13 protein-coding genes are annotated in these 17,498 nt (G+C 64.9%); 12 read left to right on the top strand and 1 reads right to left on the bottom strand.

Annotated elements, in window-relative coordinates; all coding sequences use genetic code 11:
• Positions 1-177 precede the first annotated feature (177 nt).
• The 5 genes from AC2T3R_RS02845 to accC all read left to right on the top strand — a co-directional run bounded on the left by AC2T3R_RS02845 (position 178) and on the right by accC (position 6,648).
• Positions 178-2,139 carry a methyl-accepting chemotaxis protein gene (locus tag AC2T3R_RS02845; protein ID WP_486744615.1) on the top strand — a complete coding sequence of 654 codons (1,962 nt, stop codon included), beginning with the start codon at positions 178-180 and terminating at the stop codon, positions 2,137-2,139.
• A gap of 163 nt (positions 2,140-2,302) precedes the next feature.
• Complete coding sequence (locus AC2T3R_RS02840; protein ID WP_410953660.1) at positions 2,303-4,075, top strand: protein-disulfide reductase DsbD; 1,773 nt, start codon at positions 2,303-2,305, stop codon at positions 4,073-4,075.
• A 179-nt stretch (positions 4,076-4,254) separates the two neighbouring features.
• A complete protein-coding gene (gene aroQ, locus AC2T3R_RS02835) occupies positions 4,255-4,710 on the top strand; it encodes a type II 3-dehydroquinate dehydratase (RefSeq protein WP_003255330.1) in 456 nt (151 codons plus the stop codon).
• 100 nt (positions 4,711-4,810) lie between these two features.
• On the top strand, positions 4,811-5,275 hold the full coding sequence (accB, locus tag AC2T3R_RS02830; protein ID WP_003257055.1) for an acetyl-CoA carboxylase biotin carboxyl carrier protein: 465 nt from the start codon (positions 4,811-4,813) through the stop codon (positions 5,273-5,275).
• Between the two features lie 17 nt (positions 5,276-5,292).
• The gene (gene accC / locus AC2T3R_RS02825) at positions 5,293-6,648 is read left to right on the top strand and encodes an acetyl-CoA carboxylase biotin carboxylase subunit (protein ID WP_003257054.1); all 1,356 of its coding nucleotides are present in this window, start codon (positions 5,293-5,295) and stop codon (positions 6,646-6,648) included.
• Between the two features lie 601 nt (positions 6,649-7,249).
• Here the strand turns inward: accC and AC2T3R_RS02820 are convergent.
• Positions 7,250-9,103, bottom strand: a complete 1,854-nt coding sequence (locus tag AC2T3R_RS02820) for a sigma-54-dependent Fis family transcriptional regulator (protein WP_410953610.1) — start codon at positions 9,101-9,103, stop codon at positions 7,250-7,252.
• A gap of 282 nt (positions 9,104-9,385) precedes the next feature.
• Between AC2T3R_RS02820 and AC2T3R_RS02815 the strand changes: the two genes are divergently transcribed.
• The 7 genes from AC2T3R_RS02815 to AC2T3R_RS02785 all read left to right on the top strand — a co-directional run bounded on the left by AC2T3R_RS02815 (position 9,386) and on the right by AC2T3R_RS02785 (position 17,471).
• Complete coding sequence (locus AC2T3R_RS02815) at positions 9,386-10,441, top strand: ATP-NAD kinase family protein (protein ID WP_410953611.1); 1,056 nt, start codon at positions 9,386-9,388, stop codon at positions 10,439-10,441.
• A gap of 22 nt (positions 10,442-10,463) precedes the next feature.
• Positions 10,464-11,441, top strand: a complete 978-nt coding sequence (locus AC2T3R_RS02810; RefSeq protein WP_410953612.1) for a thiamine pyrophosphate-dependent dehydrogenase E1 component subunit alpha — start codon at positions 10,464-10,466, stop codon at positions 11,439-11,441.
• A 33-nt stretch (positions 11,442-11,474) separates the two neighbouring features.
• A complete protein-coding gene (locus tag AC2T3R_RS02805; RefSeq protein ID WP_486744613.1) occupies positions 11,475-12,497 on the top strand; it encodes an alpha-ketoacid dehydrogenase subunit beta in 1,023 nt (340 codons plus the stop codon).
• Positions 12,494-13,600 (top strand): acetoin dehydrogenase dihydrolipoyllysine-residue acetyltransferase subunit, encoded by a 1,107-nt coding sequence (locus AC2T3R_RS02800; protein WP_486744612.1) that lies wholly within the window; start codon positions 12,494-12,496, stop codon positions 13,598-13,600. The genes AC2T3R_RS02805 and AC2T3R_RS02800 overlap by 4 nt, the downstream gene beginning before the upstream one ends.
• A 52-nt stretch (positions 13,601-13,652) precedes the next feature.
• Entirely contained in the window at positions 13,653-14,717 is a 1,065-nt protein-coding gene (locus tag AC2T3R_RS02795; RefSeq protein ID WP_410953622.1) for a 2,3-butanediol dehydrogenase, read from the top strand.
• A 348-nt stretch (positions 14,718-15,065) separates the two neighbouring features.
• Positions 15,066-16,799, top strand: a complete 1,734-nt coding sequence (locus AC2T3R_RS02790; RefSeq protein WP_486744611.1) for a C13 family peptidase — start codon at positions 15,066-15,068, stop codon at positions 16,797-16,799.
• A gap of 27 nt (positions 16,800-16,826) precedes the next feature.
• A complete protein-coding gene (locus tag AC2T3R_RS02785) occupies positions 16,827-17,471 on the top strand; it encodes an oxidoreductase (RefSeq protein WP_013970700.1) in 645 nt (214 codons plus the stop codon).
• Positions 17,472-17,498: the final 27 nt, after the last annotated feature.

The raw sequence follows: 17,498 nt of genomic DNA, 5'->3' as shown, positions 1-17,498 counted from the left end.
GTCTGGTAGATATCCTGTGGGAGCGGGCGAGCCCGCGAAGAGGCCAGTACAGGCAAAACAGATACAGGCACTGTGCCACTTTTTTATGGCGCCAACCCCCTGTCGTCATCACCCCGTCACAAAATCGCAATAACTTCAGCCACCGACCTCTCCCTCCCCCGCAGGAAGCTCGCGGCTATGCGCCTGAAGTGGCTGACCAATTTCAACACCCTGTTGCTGGTAACCGTGTGTATCGCCCTGGGCGCCACCTTGTGGTGGTCGCAACGGGCCCTGGAGCGCCCCTACCAACTGATGGAGCGCTACCTGGGCCTGTCCCAGCAGTTCCAGAACCAGGCGGCCCACAACATCCAGGCGTACCTGGGCAGCGGCGATGCCCTGCGCCATGCCGCGGCGATGGAGGCCAACCAGCAGTTGCAGGCCGCGCTGGCCGAGTGGCCCAGCGAACTGGCCGACAAACTGCGCCCCAGCCTGGACAGCCTGCAGGCCTTTACCGCCGAGGAGCTGCTGGCCGCCGGCAAGCTGGCCGGCGACCCGCAAGCCCTGCTGCTGCAAGCCGAGCGGGAACTGGGCGCCAACTTCGAACAACTGGCCGGCTACGCCCGCGACAGCGGCAACGCCGACGCAAACCGCTACCTGGTGCCACTGCTCGACGCCACCGTGCACCTCGGTCGCCTGTCGCTGGCCCGGGACAAGCTGGTCAGCAGCGGCCGCCCGGAGCTGGCCGACGAAGTGGAGCGTGAGCTGCAGCTGATCCGTGCCCAGGCCCAGGCGATCGATGCCTTGCCCTTGCTCGGCGTAACCCGTAGCGCCGAGTCCGGTGCCGACGACTTCGCCGCGATGATGGGCCTGGAAACCCAGGCCAGCGCCCTGCAGGAAGACATTGCCGTCGGCCTCAAGCGCGAACTGCAGAGCCTGCTCGGCCGCTACCCGGCCGAACTGCAGCGCACCCGCGAACAGATCGAGCGCCGCGTCGCCCTGGCTGCCAGCACCGGCCAGCGCCTGGAGGCCGTGCAACAGGCCATTGCGGCGCTGGAGCCCGAGGTACGCGCCCAGCATGCGAAAATTGCCGCTGAAGTGCGCATCATCCAGGGTCTGATGATCGGCCTGATCCTGCTTATCGCCCTGCTGATCGACACCTTGCAACGCCGCCTGGCGCGCACCCTGACCGGCCTGGCCCCTGCCCTGTCGCGCTGGGCCGAGGGTGATTTCGCCGAGGCCATCGCCCTGGGCAGGACCAACCGCGAACTGCGCGACATCCAGGAATCGCTCAACCGCCTGCGTCAGTATCTGGTAGAGCTGGTCGGCACCATACGCCACAACGCCGAGCAGGTGGCTGGCAGCAGCCACGCCCTGGCCGGCATGAGCGCCGCCCTGCATGACGGTGCCGAACGCCAGGCCGGCGATACAGGGCAGATCCGCGATGCCCTGGGTGAACTGGAAGCGACCATCCAGCAAGTAGCTGGCGACGCCAGCGCCGCAGCCGACGCCAGCCGCGATGCCGGGCGTGCAGTGGAGCAGGGCCAGGCGGTGATCGGCCAGAGCCTGTCGGGCTTGCGTGAGTTGGTCGACGAGGTGCAGGGCAACGCCCGCATGATCGAGCAACTGGCGGAGGAGTCGGCCACCATCGGCGGCGTCCTGACGGTGATCCGCTCGATTGCCGAGCAGACCAACCTGCTGGCGCTGAATGCCGCGATCGAAGCGGCCCGCGCCGGTGAGATGGGCCGTGGTTTTGCCGTGGTGGCCGATGAGGTGCGTTCGCTGGCACAGCGCACCACCGGGGCGACCGGCGAGATTCAGGCACTGATCGACCGCTTGCAGCAGGCAGCCAGAAGTTCGGTGGCCGGGATGCGTGCGCAGCTTGAGCATGCCGAGGCCACGGCCAACCAGGCCCAGGCGGCGGACGGGGCGCTGGACGAGATCGTCTGTGCCATTCGCACCATTTCGGACACTGCGGTGCGGATTGCCGATGTCACGGCGCAGCAGAGTGGTGCCGTGAGTGAGATTCGCGACCACAGCGAGCGGATTCATGAGCTGGGTGAGGACAACCTGCAGCGCATTGGCGAGGGGCGCGAGCAAGGCGAGCAGTTGCTGAGCCTGGGTGGTGAACTGAACCGGGCGGTGCGGGCCTTCAGAGTCTAGGTTGGCCTGTACCGGCCTCTTCGCGGGCATGCCCGCTCCCACTGGGATAACGCATGGCTTGAGGTTTATGCGGACGAGGTGGGTGCGGGTTTACCACCAGCATGGCCCCAACCCGCACCAACTCCGCTATCATGCCCAGCACGTTCCACCTCGCGAGTCCGCCATGCGCCGCCTGTTTTTCCTGCTGTTCCTGCTGCTGGCCAGCCCTGCCTTCGCCACGGGCCTGCTCGACAACCGCCCCAGCGCCACCCTCGGCGCAGCTTCGCTGGCCAACAACGCCGACTTCCTGCCGGTACACGAAGCGTTCAAGCTCAGCCTGGTCCAGGCCGATGCGCAAACCATCAAGCTGCGCTTCGTCGCAACCGACGGCTACTACCTCTATCGCCACCGTTTCCAGTTCCGCACCGAACCGGCCGACATTGCCCTGGGCACACCAAGCATCCCCAAGGGCGAGGCCAAGCACGATGAGTTCTTCGGCGATGTCGAGGTGTACCACGGCGTGCTCGATATCGAGCTGCCGCGCAATGACCCGCGCGCCTTCACCCTACTGGTGGGCTACCAGGGCTGCGCCGACAAAGGCCTGTGCTACCCGCCAGAAACCGCACGCCTGAGCATCGATGGCGAAGGCGGCAAAAGCACCCCGGCCGGCGGTGAACACGCCTGGACCTGGAAGTCGCTGCTGCTGTTCTTCCTCGCTGGGGTCGGCCTGACGTTCACCCCCTGCGTGCTGCCGATGCTGCCGATCCTTTCCGGCGTGGTGCTGCGCGGCCAGGCCGGCGGCCTGCGCGGGCTGGCGCTGTCGCTTGCCTATGTGCTGCCGATGGCGGCCAGCTTTGCGGTACTCGGTGCGTTGATGGGGTTGTTCGGCGCCGGCCTGAACCTGCAGGCGCGCCTGCAGTCGGCCTGGGTACTGGTGCCCTTCGCTCTGTTTTTCGTGGTATTCGCCCTGGCCATGTTCGGCCTGTTCGAACTGAAACTGCCGCAAGCCCTGAGCAACCGCCTGAACAATGTGGCCAGCCACACCCGGGGCGGCTCGCTGCTGGGCGCGGCAATACTGGGCGTACTCTCCAGCCTGCTGGTTTCGCCCTGTGTGTCGGCGCCGCTGGCCGGTGCGCTGCTGTACATCAGCGCCAGCGGCGATGCCCTGGGCGGCGCATTCAAGCTGTTCGCCCTGGGCCTGGGCATGGGCGCACCATTGCTGCTGGTGGCCACCGGTGGCGCGGCCTGGCTACCGAAAAGCGGCCCCTGGCTGAACACGGTGAAGAATGCCATCGGCGTCCTGCTACTGGGCTTGGCCATCGGCTTGCTCAGCCGAGTGCTGCCAGGCCCGCTGACTTTGCTGCTGGTCGGCTTCCTCGCCGCTGGCGTGGCGCTGTTCCTCGGTGCCCTCGAGTTCGTCGTCAAGACCGCACGCCAGCGCCTGGCCCAACTGCTCGGCCTGGCCCTGCTGGTGTACGCCCTGGCCTGCTGGTACGGCGCCCTCAGCGGCCAGGGCGACCCACTGCGCCCGTTGCCGCCGGCAACCCTTGTGGCCACCGGCAACGGGCCGGCGGTGCAGGCGGATAGCTGGCAGACCATCACTACCCCCGCCGCACTGGACGCTGCCCTGGCCCAGGCCAAGGCAGCCGGCCAGCCGGTGCTCTTGGACTGGTACGCCGATTGGTGCATCAGCTGCAAAGTGATCGAACGCGAGGTGCTCACCGCTCCGCAGGTGCAAGCGCAACTGGCCGGCTTCAAGCTGCTGCGTTTTGACATCACCGAAAGCAATGCCGAACAACGCAGCCTGCTCGATCGCTACCAGCTGTTCGGCCCGCCCGCCCTGCTGTTCTTTGCCGCGAACGGTAGCGAAATAACCGCTGATCGGGTCATTGGGGAGATAAATGCCGGTGAATTTGCGCGAATTCTCACACGCGTGCGCGGTAAAGTCGGTCTATAACTTCCCGCGAGCTGTGAAAAATCCAGAAATCAGTGACCAAATCTAATTATTTGGTCACATACTTCGCGCGAACCTCGGACATCGTGCTGGCTATTGCCGGGAACTGGACACTTGCCGTCGCTTTACGGCACACTCGCCGCGCTGTGTCGAATTGCCCTACAAATCCAAGGAATCCGCAGATGGCAACGCTACTGGTGCTCCACGGCCCCAACCTCAACCTGCTCGGTACCCGCGAGCCTGGCCACTACGGCGCCGTGACCCTGGCCCAGATCAACCAGGACCTGGAGCAACGTGCCCGCGCCGCAGGCCACCATCTGCAGTACCTGCAGAGCAACGCCGAATACGAACTGATCGACCGCATTCACGCCGCACGCAATGAGGGTGTGGACTTCATCCTGATCAATCCGGCTGCTTTCACCCACACAAGCGTCGCATTACGTGACGCATTGCTTGCGGTGAGCATCCCATTCATCGAAGTGCACCTGTCCAACGTGCACAAACGCGAACCGTTCCGCCACCACTCCTACTTTTCCGATGTTGCAGTAGGGGTGATCTGCGGCCTGGGCGCCAGCGGTTATCGCCTGGCCCTGGAATCCGCGCTGGAACAACTGGCTGCCAACGCACAGCCCAAATGATGAAAACCCTGGCCTCAGTGGGCCAGGGTTCGAGAGAAACGTTTCAGATACGTTTTTTTGTATTTCGCCCCCTGACCGAACCTTTGGGAGTTGATGATTAATGGATATCCGTAAAGTCAAGAAACTGATCGAGCTGCTGGAAGAGTCTGGCATCGACGAACTGGAGATCAAGGAAGGCGAAGAGTCGGTCCGTATCAGCCGTCACAGCAAGACCCCAGCTGCCCAGCAGTACTTCGCACCGGCTCCGGTAGCCGCTGCCCCTGCTGCTGCCCCGGTCGCCGCCGCTGCCGCTCCGGCCGCTGAAGCCGCTGCCGCCGCCCCGGCCCTGAAAGGCACCGTCATCCGCTCGCCGATGGTAGGTACCTTCTACCGCAAGCCTTCGCCGACCTCGCCGAACTTCGCTGAAGTTGGCCAGACCGTGAAGAAGGGCGACACCCTGTGCATCGTCGAAGCCATGAAGATGATGAACCACATCGAAGCCGATGTCGGCGGTGTCATCGACGCCATCCTGGTAGAAGACGGCCAGCCGGTTGAGTTCGACCAGCCGCTGTTCACCATCGTTTGAATCGCGGAGAGCCAACGATGTCTGGGAAGCTCGAAAAAGTCCTGATCGCCAACCGCGGGGAAATTGCCCTGCGGATCCTGCGTGCCTGCAAAGAGCTGGGTATCAAGACAGTCGCCGTGCACTCCACCGCCGACCGTGAACTGATGCACCTGGGCCTGGCAGACGAGTCGGTCTGCATCGGCCCTGCATCGTCCAAGGATTCCTACCTGCATATCCCGGCGATCATCGCTGCCGCCGAAGTGACCGGCGCCACCGCGATTCACCCGGGCTACGGCTTCCTGGCGGAAAACGCCGACTTCGCCGAGCAGGTGGAAAAATCCGGTTTCGCCTTCATCGGCCCGAAAGCCGACACCATTCGCCTGATGGGCGACAAGGTTTCGGCCAAGGACGCGATGATCAAGTCGGGCGTACCGACCGTACCGGGCTCCGATGGCCCGCTGCCGGAAGATGAAGAAGTCGCCCTGGCGATTGCTCGTGACGTCGGCTACCCGGTGATCATCAAGGCCGCCGGTGGCGGTGGTGGTCGCGGCATGCGTGTGGTGCACAAGGAAGAGGACCTGATTTCCTCGGCCAAGCTCACCCGTACCGAAGCCGGTGCAGCCTTCGGCAACCCGATGGTCTATCTGGAGAAGTTCCTGACCAACCCACGCCACGTGGAAGTACAGGTACTGTCCGACGGCCAAGGCAACGCCATTCACCTGGGTGACCGTGACTGCTCGCTGCAGCGCCGTCACCAGAAGGTACTGGAAGAAGCGCCAGCCCCGGGCATCGACGAGAAAGCCCGTCAGGAAGTGTTCAAGCGCTGCGTCGATGCGTGCATCGAGATCGGCTACCGTGGTGCGGGTACTTTCGAGTTCCTGTACGAGAATGGCCGCTTCTACTTCATCGAGATGAACACCCGCGTGCAGGTTGAGCACCCGGTGTCGGAGATGGTGACCGGTATCGACATCGTCAAGGAGATGCTGAGCATCGCCGCTGGCAACAAGCTGTCGTTCCGCCAGGAAGACGTGGTCATCCGTGGCCATGCGCTGGAATGCCGTATCAACGCCGAGGACCCGAAGAAGTTCATCCCGAGCCCAGGCAAGGTGAAGCACTTCCACGCCCCGGGCGGCAACGGCGTGCGTGTTGATTCGCACCTGTACAGCGGTTACTCGGTTCCGCCGAACTACGACTCGCTGATCGGCAAGCTGATCACCTACGGCAAGGACCGCGACGAAGCCATGGCGCGCATGCGCAATGCCCTGGACGAGATCGTCGTCGACGGCATCAAGACCAACATCCCGCTGCACCGCGACCTGGTGCGTGATGAAGGCTTCTGCAAAGGCGGCGTCAACATTCACTACCTCGAGCACAAACTGGCCAGCCAGGAGTGATCGCGTAGTGTGATGTACTGAAAACCCCGGACTTGTTCCGGGGTTTTTTATTGCCTGTCAGGGCCTCATCGCCGGCAAGCCAGCTCCCACAGGGATTGCACACGGCTTGAGGTCTATGCGGTCGAGGTGGGAGCCAGGAGTGATCGCGTAGTGTGATGTACCGAAACCCCGGACCCGTTTCGGGGTTTTTTATTGCCTGTCAGGGCCTCATCGCCGGCAAGCCAGCTCCCACAGGGATTGCACACGGCTTGAGGTCTATGCGGTCGAGGTGGGAGCCAGGAGTGATCGCGTAGTGTGATGTACCGAAACCCCGGACCCGTTTCGGGGTTTTTTATTGCCTGTCAGGGCCTCATCGCCGGCAAGCCAGCTCCCACAGGGATTGCACACGGCTTGAGGTCTATGCGGTCGAGGTGGGAGCCAGGAGTGATCGCGTAGTGTGATGTACTGAAAACCCCGGACTTGTTCCGGGGTTTTTTATTGCCTGTCAGGGCCTCATCGCCGGCAAGCCAGCTCCCACAGGGATTGCACACGGCTTGAGGTCTATGCGGTCGAGGTGGGAGCTGGCTTGCCGGCGATTGGGCTGCAAAGCAGCCCCCGGGTCCTACCCCTTCATCCGCGGCATCTCGATGTGGTGCTCATGCACCCGCCGGTACAAGGTTGCCCGCGATATTCCCAGAGCCCGCGCCGCATCGGCCGGCTTCCAGCGATGGCGGATCAGCGCATCCAGCAGCAACTGCCGGGCCGGACAGGACATGCTGCTTTCTGCCGAAGCGACCATCTCGCCGCGCACCTCCTGCGGCAGGTCCTGCACCTGCACCCGCCCGTCATCGCTCACCGCACAGGCATAGCGCAACACCTGCCGCAGCTGGCGCAAATTCCCCGGCCAGCGGTAAACCAGCAGCGCCTGCAGCGCATCATCCGCCAACACCACCTCGACTCCGCAGGCCTCGGCTTCCTCGGCCAGCAACTGGTGAATCAACCCCAAGCGGTCCTCACGCTCGCGCAGCGGCGGCAATTCGAAGCGGGCATTGGCCAGGCGGAAGTAAAGATCCTCGCGAAAACGCCCATCCTCCACCATCGCCGCCAAATCGCGGTGGGTCGCGCAAATCACCTGGATATCCACCCGCTCCCGCCGCGCCGCGCCCAGCGGCGCCACTTCACCCTCCGCCAGCACGCGCAGCAACCGGGTTTGCAGGTTCAGCGGCATGTCACCGATTTCGTCGAGGAACAGCGTGCCGCCATCGGCCTGCTGCAACAGCCCCTGCATACCTTTGCTGGAAGCCCCGGTGAAGGCCCCGGCCACATAGCCGAACAGCTCGCTCTCGATCAGGCTTTCCGGGATGGCCGCGCAGTTCAGGGTGACGAACGGGCCATCGCGACGCAGGCTTTGCTGATGCAGCTGGCGGGCGAACACCTCTTTGCCAGCCCCCGTCTCGCCTTGCACAAGCACCGCCAGATTGCAGTCCTTGACCCGCGTGGCCAGCCGCAGATGCTGCTCGATACGGGCGTCCTGGGCCTGGCGCAACGGCTGCGCACGCTGGCGCTGGCGGGGGGCGCTGACCCGGCCGTACAGCCCACCCAGGCCCGGCAGGCGTTGCGCAGACGATGCGTTCACGCGGCGCAACTGATCCATGTCGAACAGCTCGCCAATGTGCTCGGGCAAACGCCCCAGATGCTCCACCAGGCGCTGGCGCGCCAGGCTGTTGATCGCCTGCAGGCGGCCATCGCCATCCCAGGCCAGCAGGTAGTCGGGCTGGCTTTCCACATAGCCCGGCGTGCCATGGGCACGCATCACCCAATGGCCCTGGGCACTGTGCATGAAGAAGGCATTTTCGATCTCGCGCGCAGTCTGCTCGACCAATTGGCGGATCAGGTGCTGGCTGCGGCGGTCGTCCGGCGACTGCAAGGCCGAGACATCCACCACGCCCAGCAACTCGCCCAGCGGGTCGAAGACCGGTGCCGCCGTACAGGTCAGGCCAATGAACGCGGCGCGGAAGTGGTCGCGCTTGTGCACCGTGACCGGCGCCTTGCTGGTCAACACCGCCGCCACGCCGCAGGTGCCCTCCTCGCCCTCCGACCAGCAGGTGCCCAGGTACAGCCCGGCCTTGCGGCAATCGTTGCGGATGGCCGACTCGACCCGGTAATCGATGGTGCGCCCCAGGGCGTCGGTGAGCAGCACGCAGTAGTCGGCACCGCGCACCCGCTCATGCAGGCGGGCCACGGCATCGCTGGCGATACGCAGGAACAGTTCGGCGCGCTCGCGGCATTCGTTGAGCAGGCTTTGGGACAGAATGCGCGGCCCCTGCTGGGACCCGGGGTCGAGGCGGTACAGCTCCATGGAACGGCGCCATGAATCGAGGATCAGCGGTGGCACCGGCGCCTGCGGCAGGCGGTCGGCATTCTTCAGCACCCTGCTGACGCAGTCGACATGGGCTCGGGAGTTCGCGGCAAGCATTCAGGCCCTCCGGTTCTCGTTGCTGTTTTTATCGTTGTCCGGCCATTAAGCGCTTCCAGGCATGCCCCGACAAGCACTGCGTGATTACCGGCCGGCTTGAGACGCAGCGTCTCAGCGTCTCGGCCATGCCATACCTCAGCTGGCACCCGGCGTCTCGCCAGCCCGGCCATACGTTCCGGCCAGAGCGCAACGAAACCGCTCTGCCCCGGTGATTTCAGCCAACCCAAGGAAAACTGGCACCGCGCTTGCTCCGGCACTGGCAAACAAGAAACGAGGTGCGCCATGCCGCTACCCGCCCCAACTGTCGGCATCATTGCCAACCCTGCCTCTGGCCGCGACCTGCGCCGCCTGACTGCCAATGCCGGGCTCTATTCGAGTACCGACAAGGCATCGGCGATCCAGCGCCTGCTCGCTGCCTTCGGTGCTACCGGCATCGGCCAGGTGCTGCTGCCCAGCGACATGACCGGCATCGCCGCTGCCGTGCTCAAGGCCAGCCAGGGCCCGGTCGCCCATGACCAGCACTGGCCGGCCATCGAAATCCTCGACCTGCCGCTGACCCAGACCGTTGCCGATACCCGCCTGGCCACCCGCCAAATGGTCGAGCGCGGTGTGTCGATGATCGCCGTGCTTGGCGGCGACGGCACCCACAAGGCAGTCGCTGCCGAGGCCGGGGACGTGCCGCTGCTGACCTTGTCCACCGGCACCAACAATGCCTTCCCCGAACTGCGCGAGGCCACCAGCGCCGGCCTGGCCGGCGGCCTGCTTGCCAGCGGACGGGTACCAGCCAGCATCGGCCTGCGCCGCAACAAGCGCCTGCTGGTGAAGGTGCCCGAACAACAGCTTGCCGAATGGGCACTGGTGGAGGTGGCGGTGTCGCCTCAGCGCTTCATCGGCGCTCGGGCACTGAGCCGCAGCGAAGACCTTTGCGAAGTCTTCGCGTGTTTCGCCGAACCCCATGCCATCGGCCTCTCGGCCCTGTGCGGCCTGTGGTGCCCGGTCTCGCGGCAGGACCCGCACGGTGCCTGGGTACGCCTGAACCCCGGTGCCGAACAAGCGCTGCTCGCACCACTGGCACCCGGCCTGCTGCAAGGCTGCGGCATCACCGCCAGCGGCGCCCTGACGCCCGGCGTAGCCCATCGCCTGAGCCTGGCCAGCGGCACCCTGGCGCTGGACGGCGAGCGCGAAATCGAATTCGCCGAGCATGACAGCCCCACCATCACCCTCGACCACCAAGGCCCATTGAGCGTGGACGTCGAGGCCGTACTGGCGCACGCCGCCCGCCATCACTTGCTGGCCGTGCCCCGTGGCCATCGGCTGCACCCTGCAAACCCGTGTTGAGACAACCCCGGAGAACAACAAGATGTCCAATCAACTCAGTACCGAACAACTGCTGCATGCCTATGAAGTGATGCGCACCATCCGTGCCTTCGAAGAACGCCTGCACGTCGAGTTCGCCACCGGCGAGATCCCTGGCTTCGTGCACCTGTATGCCGGCGAAGAGGCTTCCGCCGCCGGAGTCATGGCCCACCTGCGCGATAGCGACTGTATCGCCTCGACCCACCGCGGCCACGGCCACTGCATCGCCAAGGGTGTGGACGTGTACGGCATGATGGCCGAAATCTACGGCAAAAAGACCGGCGTGTGCGGCGGCAAGGGCGGTTCGATGCACATCGCCGACCTGGAAAAAGGCATGCTCGGCGCCAACGGCATCGTCGGTGCCGGCGCTCCGCTGGTGGCCGGGGCGGCGCTGGCGGCCAAGATCAAAGGCCGCGACGATGTATCGGTGGCCTTCTTCGGCGATGGCGCTTCCAACGAAGGCGCCGTGTTCGAAGCCATGAACATGGCCTCGATCATGAACCTGCCGTGCATCTTCGTGGCCGAGAACAACGGCTACGCCGAAGCCACCGCCTCGACCTGGTCGGTTGCCTGCGACCATATCGCCGATCGCGCGGCCGGGTTCGGCATGCCCGGTGTCACCATCGACGGTTTCGACTTCTTTGCCGTGTACGAGGCCGCCGGCGCTGCCATCGATCGTGCGCGTTCCGGGCAAGGCCCGTCGCTGATCGAGGTCAAGCTCAGCCGCTACTACGGCCATTTCGAAGGCGATGCACAAACCTACCGCGCCCCGGACGAGGTGAAGAACCTGCGCGAATCCCGCGACTGCCTCATGCAGTTCCGCAACAAGACCACCCGCGCCGGCCTGCTCACGGCTGCGCAACTGGACGCCATCGACGCCCGCGTCGAGGACCTGATCGAAGACGCCGTGCGCCGCGCCAAGTCCGATCCCAAGCCACAGCCCGCCGACCTGCTCACCGACGTCTACGTCGCCTACCCCTGAGCCGCGGATTACAAGAACAACAGGAGAATCACCATGGCAAGAAAGATCAGCTACCAGCAGGCCATCAACGAAGCCCTGGCCCAGGAAATGCGCCGCGACAACACGGTGTTCATCATTGGCGAAGACGTTGCCGGCGGCGCCGGTGCCCCCGGCGAAGATGATGCCTGGGGTGGCGTGCTGGGCGTGACCAAGGGCCTTTACCACCAGTTCCCGGGGCGCGTGCTCGACGCGCCGCTGTCGGAAATCGGCTACGTCGGCGCCGCCGTCGGTGCTGCCACCCAGGGCCTGCGCCCGGTGTGCGAGCTGATGTTCGTCGACTTCGCCGGCTGCTGCCTGGACCAAATCCTCAACCAGGCCGCCAAGTTCCGCTACATGTTCGGTGGCAAGGCGGTCACCCCGCTGGTGATGCGCACCATGTACGGCGCCGGCCTGCGCGCGGCTGCCCAGCACTCGCAGATGCTCACTTCGCTGTGGACGCACATTCCCGGCCTGAAGGTGGTCTGCCCGTCCTCGCCGTACGATGCCAAGGGCTTGTTGATACAGGCGATCCGCGACAACGACCCGGTGATCTTCTGCGAGCACAAGTTGCTGTACAGCATGCAAGGCGAGGTGCCGGAAGAGGTCTACACCGTGCCGTTCGGCGAAGCCAACTTCCTGCGCGATGGTGACGACGTGACCCTGGTCACCTATGGCCGCATGGTGCATGTGGTGCTGGAGGCCGCCAACAACCTGGCCCGCCAGGGTATCGACTGCGAGGTGCTGGACCTGCGCACCACCAGCCCGCTGGACGAGGACAGCATCCTGGAAAGCGTGGAAAAGACCGGCCGCCTGGTGGTGATCGACGAAGCCAACCCGCGTTGCTCCATGGCCACCGATATCAGCGCGCTGGTGGCACAGAAGGCCTTCGGCGCGCTCAAGGGCCCGATCGAAATGGTCACCGCCCCGCATACTCCTGTGCCGTTCTCCGATGCACTGGAAGACCTGTACATCCCTGACGCGGCGAAAATCGAGGCCGCCGTGCGCAAGGTGATCGACGCTGCAAGGAGTGCCGCATGAGCCAGATCCATACCCTGACCATGCCCAAGTGGGGCCTGTCGATGACCGAGGGCCGGGTGGATGCCTGGCTGAAACAGGAAGGTGACGAAATCAACAAGGGCGACGAGGTGCTGGACGTCGAGACCGACAAGATCAGCAGCAGCGTCGAAGCCCCGTTCAGCGGTGTGTTGCGCCGTCAGGTGGCCAGGCCTGATGAAACCCTGCCGGTCGGAGCCCTGCTGGCGGTGGTGGTGGAAGGCGAAGCCGAAGAAACCGAAATCGATGCCGTGGTGCAGCGCTTCCAGGCCGAGTTCGTCGCCGAGGGTGGCGCCGACCAAGCCCAAGGGCCGGCGCCACAGAAGGCTGAAGTGGCTGGCCGGCAGTTTCGCTGGTTCGAGCTGGGTGAAGGCGGCACGCCGCTGGTGCTGGTGCACGGTTTTGGTGGCGACCTCAACAACTGGCTGTTCAACCACCCGGCGCTGGCTGCCGAGCGACGGGTAATCGCCCTCGACCTGCCGGGCCATGGCGAGTCGGCCAAGGCCCTGCAACGGGGCGACCTGGATGAGTTGAGCGAAGCCGTGCTGGCCCTGCTCGACCACCTGGACATCGCCAAGGCCCACCTGGCCGGCCACTCCATGGGCGGCGCGGTCAGCCTGAACGTGGCGCGCCTGGCGCCGCAACGGGTGGCCAGCCTGAGCCTGGTGGCCAGTGCCGGGCTGGGCGAGGAGATCAACGGACAGTACCTGCAAGGCTTCGTCGCTGCCGCCAACCGCAATGCCCTCAAACCGCAGATGGTACAGCTGTTTGCCGACCCCGTACTGGTAACGCGGCAGATGCTTGAAGACATGCTCAAGTTCAAGCGCCTGGAAGGCGTGGACGACGCGTTGCGCCTGTTGGCATCGGACATCGCCGACGGCGACCGGCAGCGCCACGACCTGCGCGGGGTGCTGGGACAACACCCGGCCCTGGTGGTGTGGGGCGGCAAGGACGCGATCATCCCGGCCAGCCATGCCGAAGGGCTGGAGGCTGAAGTGCTGGTGCTGCCCGAGGCTGGCCATATGGTGCAAATGGAGGCGGCCGAACAGGTCAACCAGCAACTGGTCGCGTTCCTGCGCAAGCACTAAGCCCTTTCCGTGAGCCTGGAGAACAACAATGAACGACCTGAGCCACACCCACATGCGCGCCGCCGTCTGGCATGGCCGCAATGATATTCGCGTCGAACAGGTGCCCCTGCCGGCCGACCCTGCGCCCGGCTGGGTGCAGATCAAGGTGGACTGGTGCGGCATCTGCGGCTCCGACCTGCACGAATACGTCGCTGGCCCGGTATTCATCCCGGTGGAGGCACCGCACCCGCTGACCGGCATCCAGGGCCAGTGCATCCTCGGCCACGAGTTCTGCGGCCAGATCGCCAAGCTGGGTGAAGGCGTGGAAGGTTTTGTCGTCGGTGACCCGGTGGCTGCGGACGCCTGCCAGCATTGCGGCACCTGCTACTACTGCACCCACGGCCTGTACAACATCTGCGAGCGCCTGGCCTTCACCGGCCTGATGAACAACGGCGCCTTTGCCGAACTGGTCAACGTGCCCGCCAACCTGCTGTATCGGCTACCGCAGGGTTTCCCGGCAGAGGCCGGGGCGCTTATCGAACCGCTGGCGGTGGGCATGCATGCGGTAAAGAAGGCCGGCAGCCTGCTTGGCCAGACGGTGGTGGTAGTTGGAGCCGGCACCATCGGTTTGTGCACCATCATGTGTGCCAAGGCGGCTGGCGCGGCGCAGGTAATCGCCCTGGAAATGTCCTCGGCGCGCAAGGCCAAGGCCAAAGAGGTTGGCGCCAGCGTGGTGCTGGACCCCAGCCAGTGCGACGCCCTGGTGGAAATCCGCAAGCTCACTGCCGGGCTGGGCGCGGATGTGAGTTTTGAATGCATCGGCAACAAGCACACGGCCAAGCTGGCCATCGACACCATCCGCAAGGCGGGCAAGTGCGTGTTGGTGGGGATATTCGAGGAGCCTAGCGAGTTCAACTTCTTCGAACTGGTATCCACCGAAAAGCAGGTGCTGGGAGCGTTGGCGTACAACGGCGAGTTTGCAGATGTGATTGCCTTCATCGCTGACGGCAGGCTGGACATTGGCCCGCTGGTGACCGGGCGGATCGGGCTGGAGCAGATTGTCGAGCTGGGCTTCGAGGAGTTGGTCAACAACAAGGAGGAGAACGTGAAGATCATCGTTTCGCCGGGCGTGCGCTGATTGCACCTCAAAGGCAACACGTAACCTGTGGGAGCGGGCGTGCCCGCGAATCAGGCAACTCGGTGGATGGCACCGGCTTCGCCGGTGTTCGCGGCTAAAGCCGCTCCCACAGGTATTGCGCAAAGCTGAAGGTCACCGCAATACCTGTGGGAGCGGGTTCACCCACGAAGAAAGCCACACGGTACATGGCACCGGCTTCGCCGGTGTTCGCGGGCACGCCCGCTCCCACAGGTTCCGTGCCAGCTTTTGGATGCAGTGCAGGCTCGAGAGCTGCGCCAGCACATGCGTTCGCTGTTTCAGGATCCCATTCTGCGTCATACTCGGCAGACCTATTGCCCGGTTCTCGCCATGCGTTCACTGCTCCCCGTCACCCTGGTCCTGCTGCTCGCCGCCTGCGGCGATGGCGAATCGCTGCTCCCGCCGGACGCACGCCTGCCTGACGGTGGGCGGTACCGGGGGCAGGTGGTCGATGGCCTGTTGCAAGGCGAGGGCCGGATCGACTACCCCAACGGCAGCTGGTACGCCGGTACCTTCAAGGACGGCCAATGGCACGGCCAGGGCGAATGGCACGGCCGCAACGGCGAGGTGTATCGCGGCCAGTTCGCCGCAGGGCTGTTCCAGGGGCTGGGCGAGCTGACTACCCCGGGCAGCCACTATGCCGGCACCTTCAGCCACGGCCGCCGCGACGGCGAAGGCACCCTCAAGCAAGCCGACCAGACCTACCGCGGCCAGTTCAAGGACGACCTGTACGAAGGCGCCGGCGAGCTGGAACTGGCCGACGGCAGCCGCTACCAGGGCCTGTTCGCCAAGGGCAAGCCCAACGGCGCCGGGGTGCGCAGCGATGCCAGCGGCAACCAGTTCAGCGGCCACTTCATCAATGGCCAGCTGGAAGGCAGCGGCACCTACGACAGCGTTGACGGCGAGCAGTACATCGGCGAGTTCAAGGACAACCGCCTGGAAGGCCGTGGCCGCTACGAAAATGCCGATGGTGATGTGTGGATCGGCGAATTCAAGGACGGCTCGCTGGTTGGCGAAGGCGAACTGCTGGGCAGCGATGGCAGCCACTACAAAGGCACCTTCGCCGACTGGCGCCTGTCGGGCCAGGGCAGCCTGCAGCTGGCCGACGGCAGCAAGTACATCGGTGGCTTTCTCAACGATGCCTACCACGGCCAGGGCCGGCTGATCCTGGCCAACGGCAAGGTCGAAAGTGGCACCTGGAGCAACGGCGTGCGCGTACGCGACCAGAACGGCAAGCTGCTGCCCGACCCGCTGGACCTGGCGCTGCTCAACCAGGGCCGTTTGCTGGATGAAGCGCTGGCCCGGGTACCGCGCTCGGCGCCACCAGTTCAGCTATACAGCCTGGTGGTGGCCGGCGATGGCCAGCAGAGCGTGTTCATGCGCGAAGCCGACTATGTCAGCAACATGCTCAAGGTGCGCTTTGGCGCCAGTGGCCAGGTGACCCTGGTCAACCACCGCGACCACATGACCACCCGAGCCATGGCCACACGCGAAAACCTGACCCGCGCCGCCCGCACCCTGGCCGAGCGCAGCGGCCCCGAAGACCTGGTGTTCATCTATCTCACCAGTCATGGCAGCCAGGACCATCAGCTGGTACTCGACCAACCGCGCCTGCAGTTGGCCGATCTGTCTGCCGACGAGCTGGCGAGCGCGCTGGCACCGCTGAAGAACCGCGACAAGGTGATTGTCATATCCGCCTGCTATTCAGGGGGCTACATCACGCCGCTCAAAGATGAGCGCACGCTGATCATGACCGCCGCCCGGGCCGACCGCGTGTCTTTCGGTTGCTCGGAAGAAGCCGATTTCACCTATTTCGGCGATGCCCTGTTCGCCGAAGCGCTGAACCAGACCGACGACCTGAAACAGGCGTTTGAACTGGCGCGCGCCAGCGTTGCCGAAAGAGAACAAAGGGAAGGTTTCGAGGCCTCCGAACCGCAGCTGTGGGCGCCGCCGAACGTGCTTGAGCACTGGCAGCACCTGCGCCGGCAACAGGCCGAAGAAGCATTGCGTAACGCCGCACAGGCCAACGTGGGGGAACAGGCGCAAACGCCCGGCAGCCACTAAGCTTGTGTGTAACAAGGGAGAGACATCATGTATTTGACGCCTCAGCATGTCCTGCTTGCCGGTGCCACGGGTCTGACAGGTGAACACCTGCTCGACCGCCTGCTCAACGAGCCCACCATCACTCGCGTACTGGCGCCTACCCGCCGGCCATTGGCCGAGCACCCGCACTTGGAAAACCCGGTAGGCGACCCGGCTGTGTTCCTTCCACAACTGGGTGGGCGGGTCGATATCGCCTATTGCTGCCTGGGCACCACGCTGAAGCAGGCCGGTTCCGAATCGGCCTTCCGCGCGGTGGACCTGGACATGGTGGTGGCTTTCAGCAAGCGTGCCCGGGAGTTGGGCGCGCGGCATCTGCTGGTGGTCAGTGCATTGGGCGCCGACCCGAAATCGTCGATTTTCTACAACCGGGTCAAGGGTGAGATGGAGGAGGCACTCAAGGCTCAGGATTGGCCGCAGCTGACCATCGTGCGGCCGTCGTTGCTGCTGGGTGAGCGGGTCGAGCCGCGGCTCGGCGAACAGTTGGCTTCGCCGTTTGCCAGGCTGATCCCCGGGAAGTATCGGGGGATCGAGGCTTGTACCTTGGCCCGGGCGCTGTGGCGGCTGGCGCTGGAGGAAGAGGACGGGGTGCGGATTGTGGAGTCGGATGAGTTGCGCAGGTTGGGCAAGAAGTAGGCTTCACTTGTGATGGCCTCTTCGCGG

It is taken from the genome of Pseudomonas sp. PVC-5-1, from assembly GCF_057444345.1.
The sequence above is the reverse complement of the archived record's forward strand: the minus strand, read 5'-3'. Positions and strand labels throughout refer to the sequence as shown.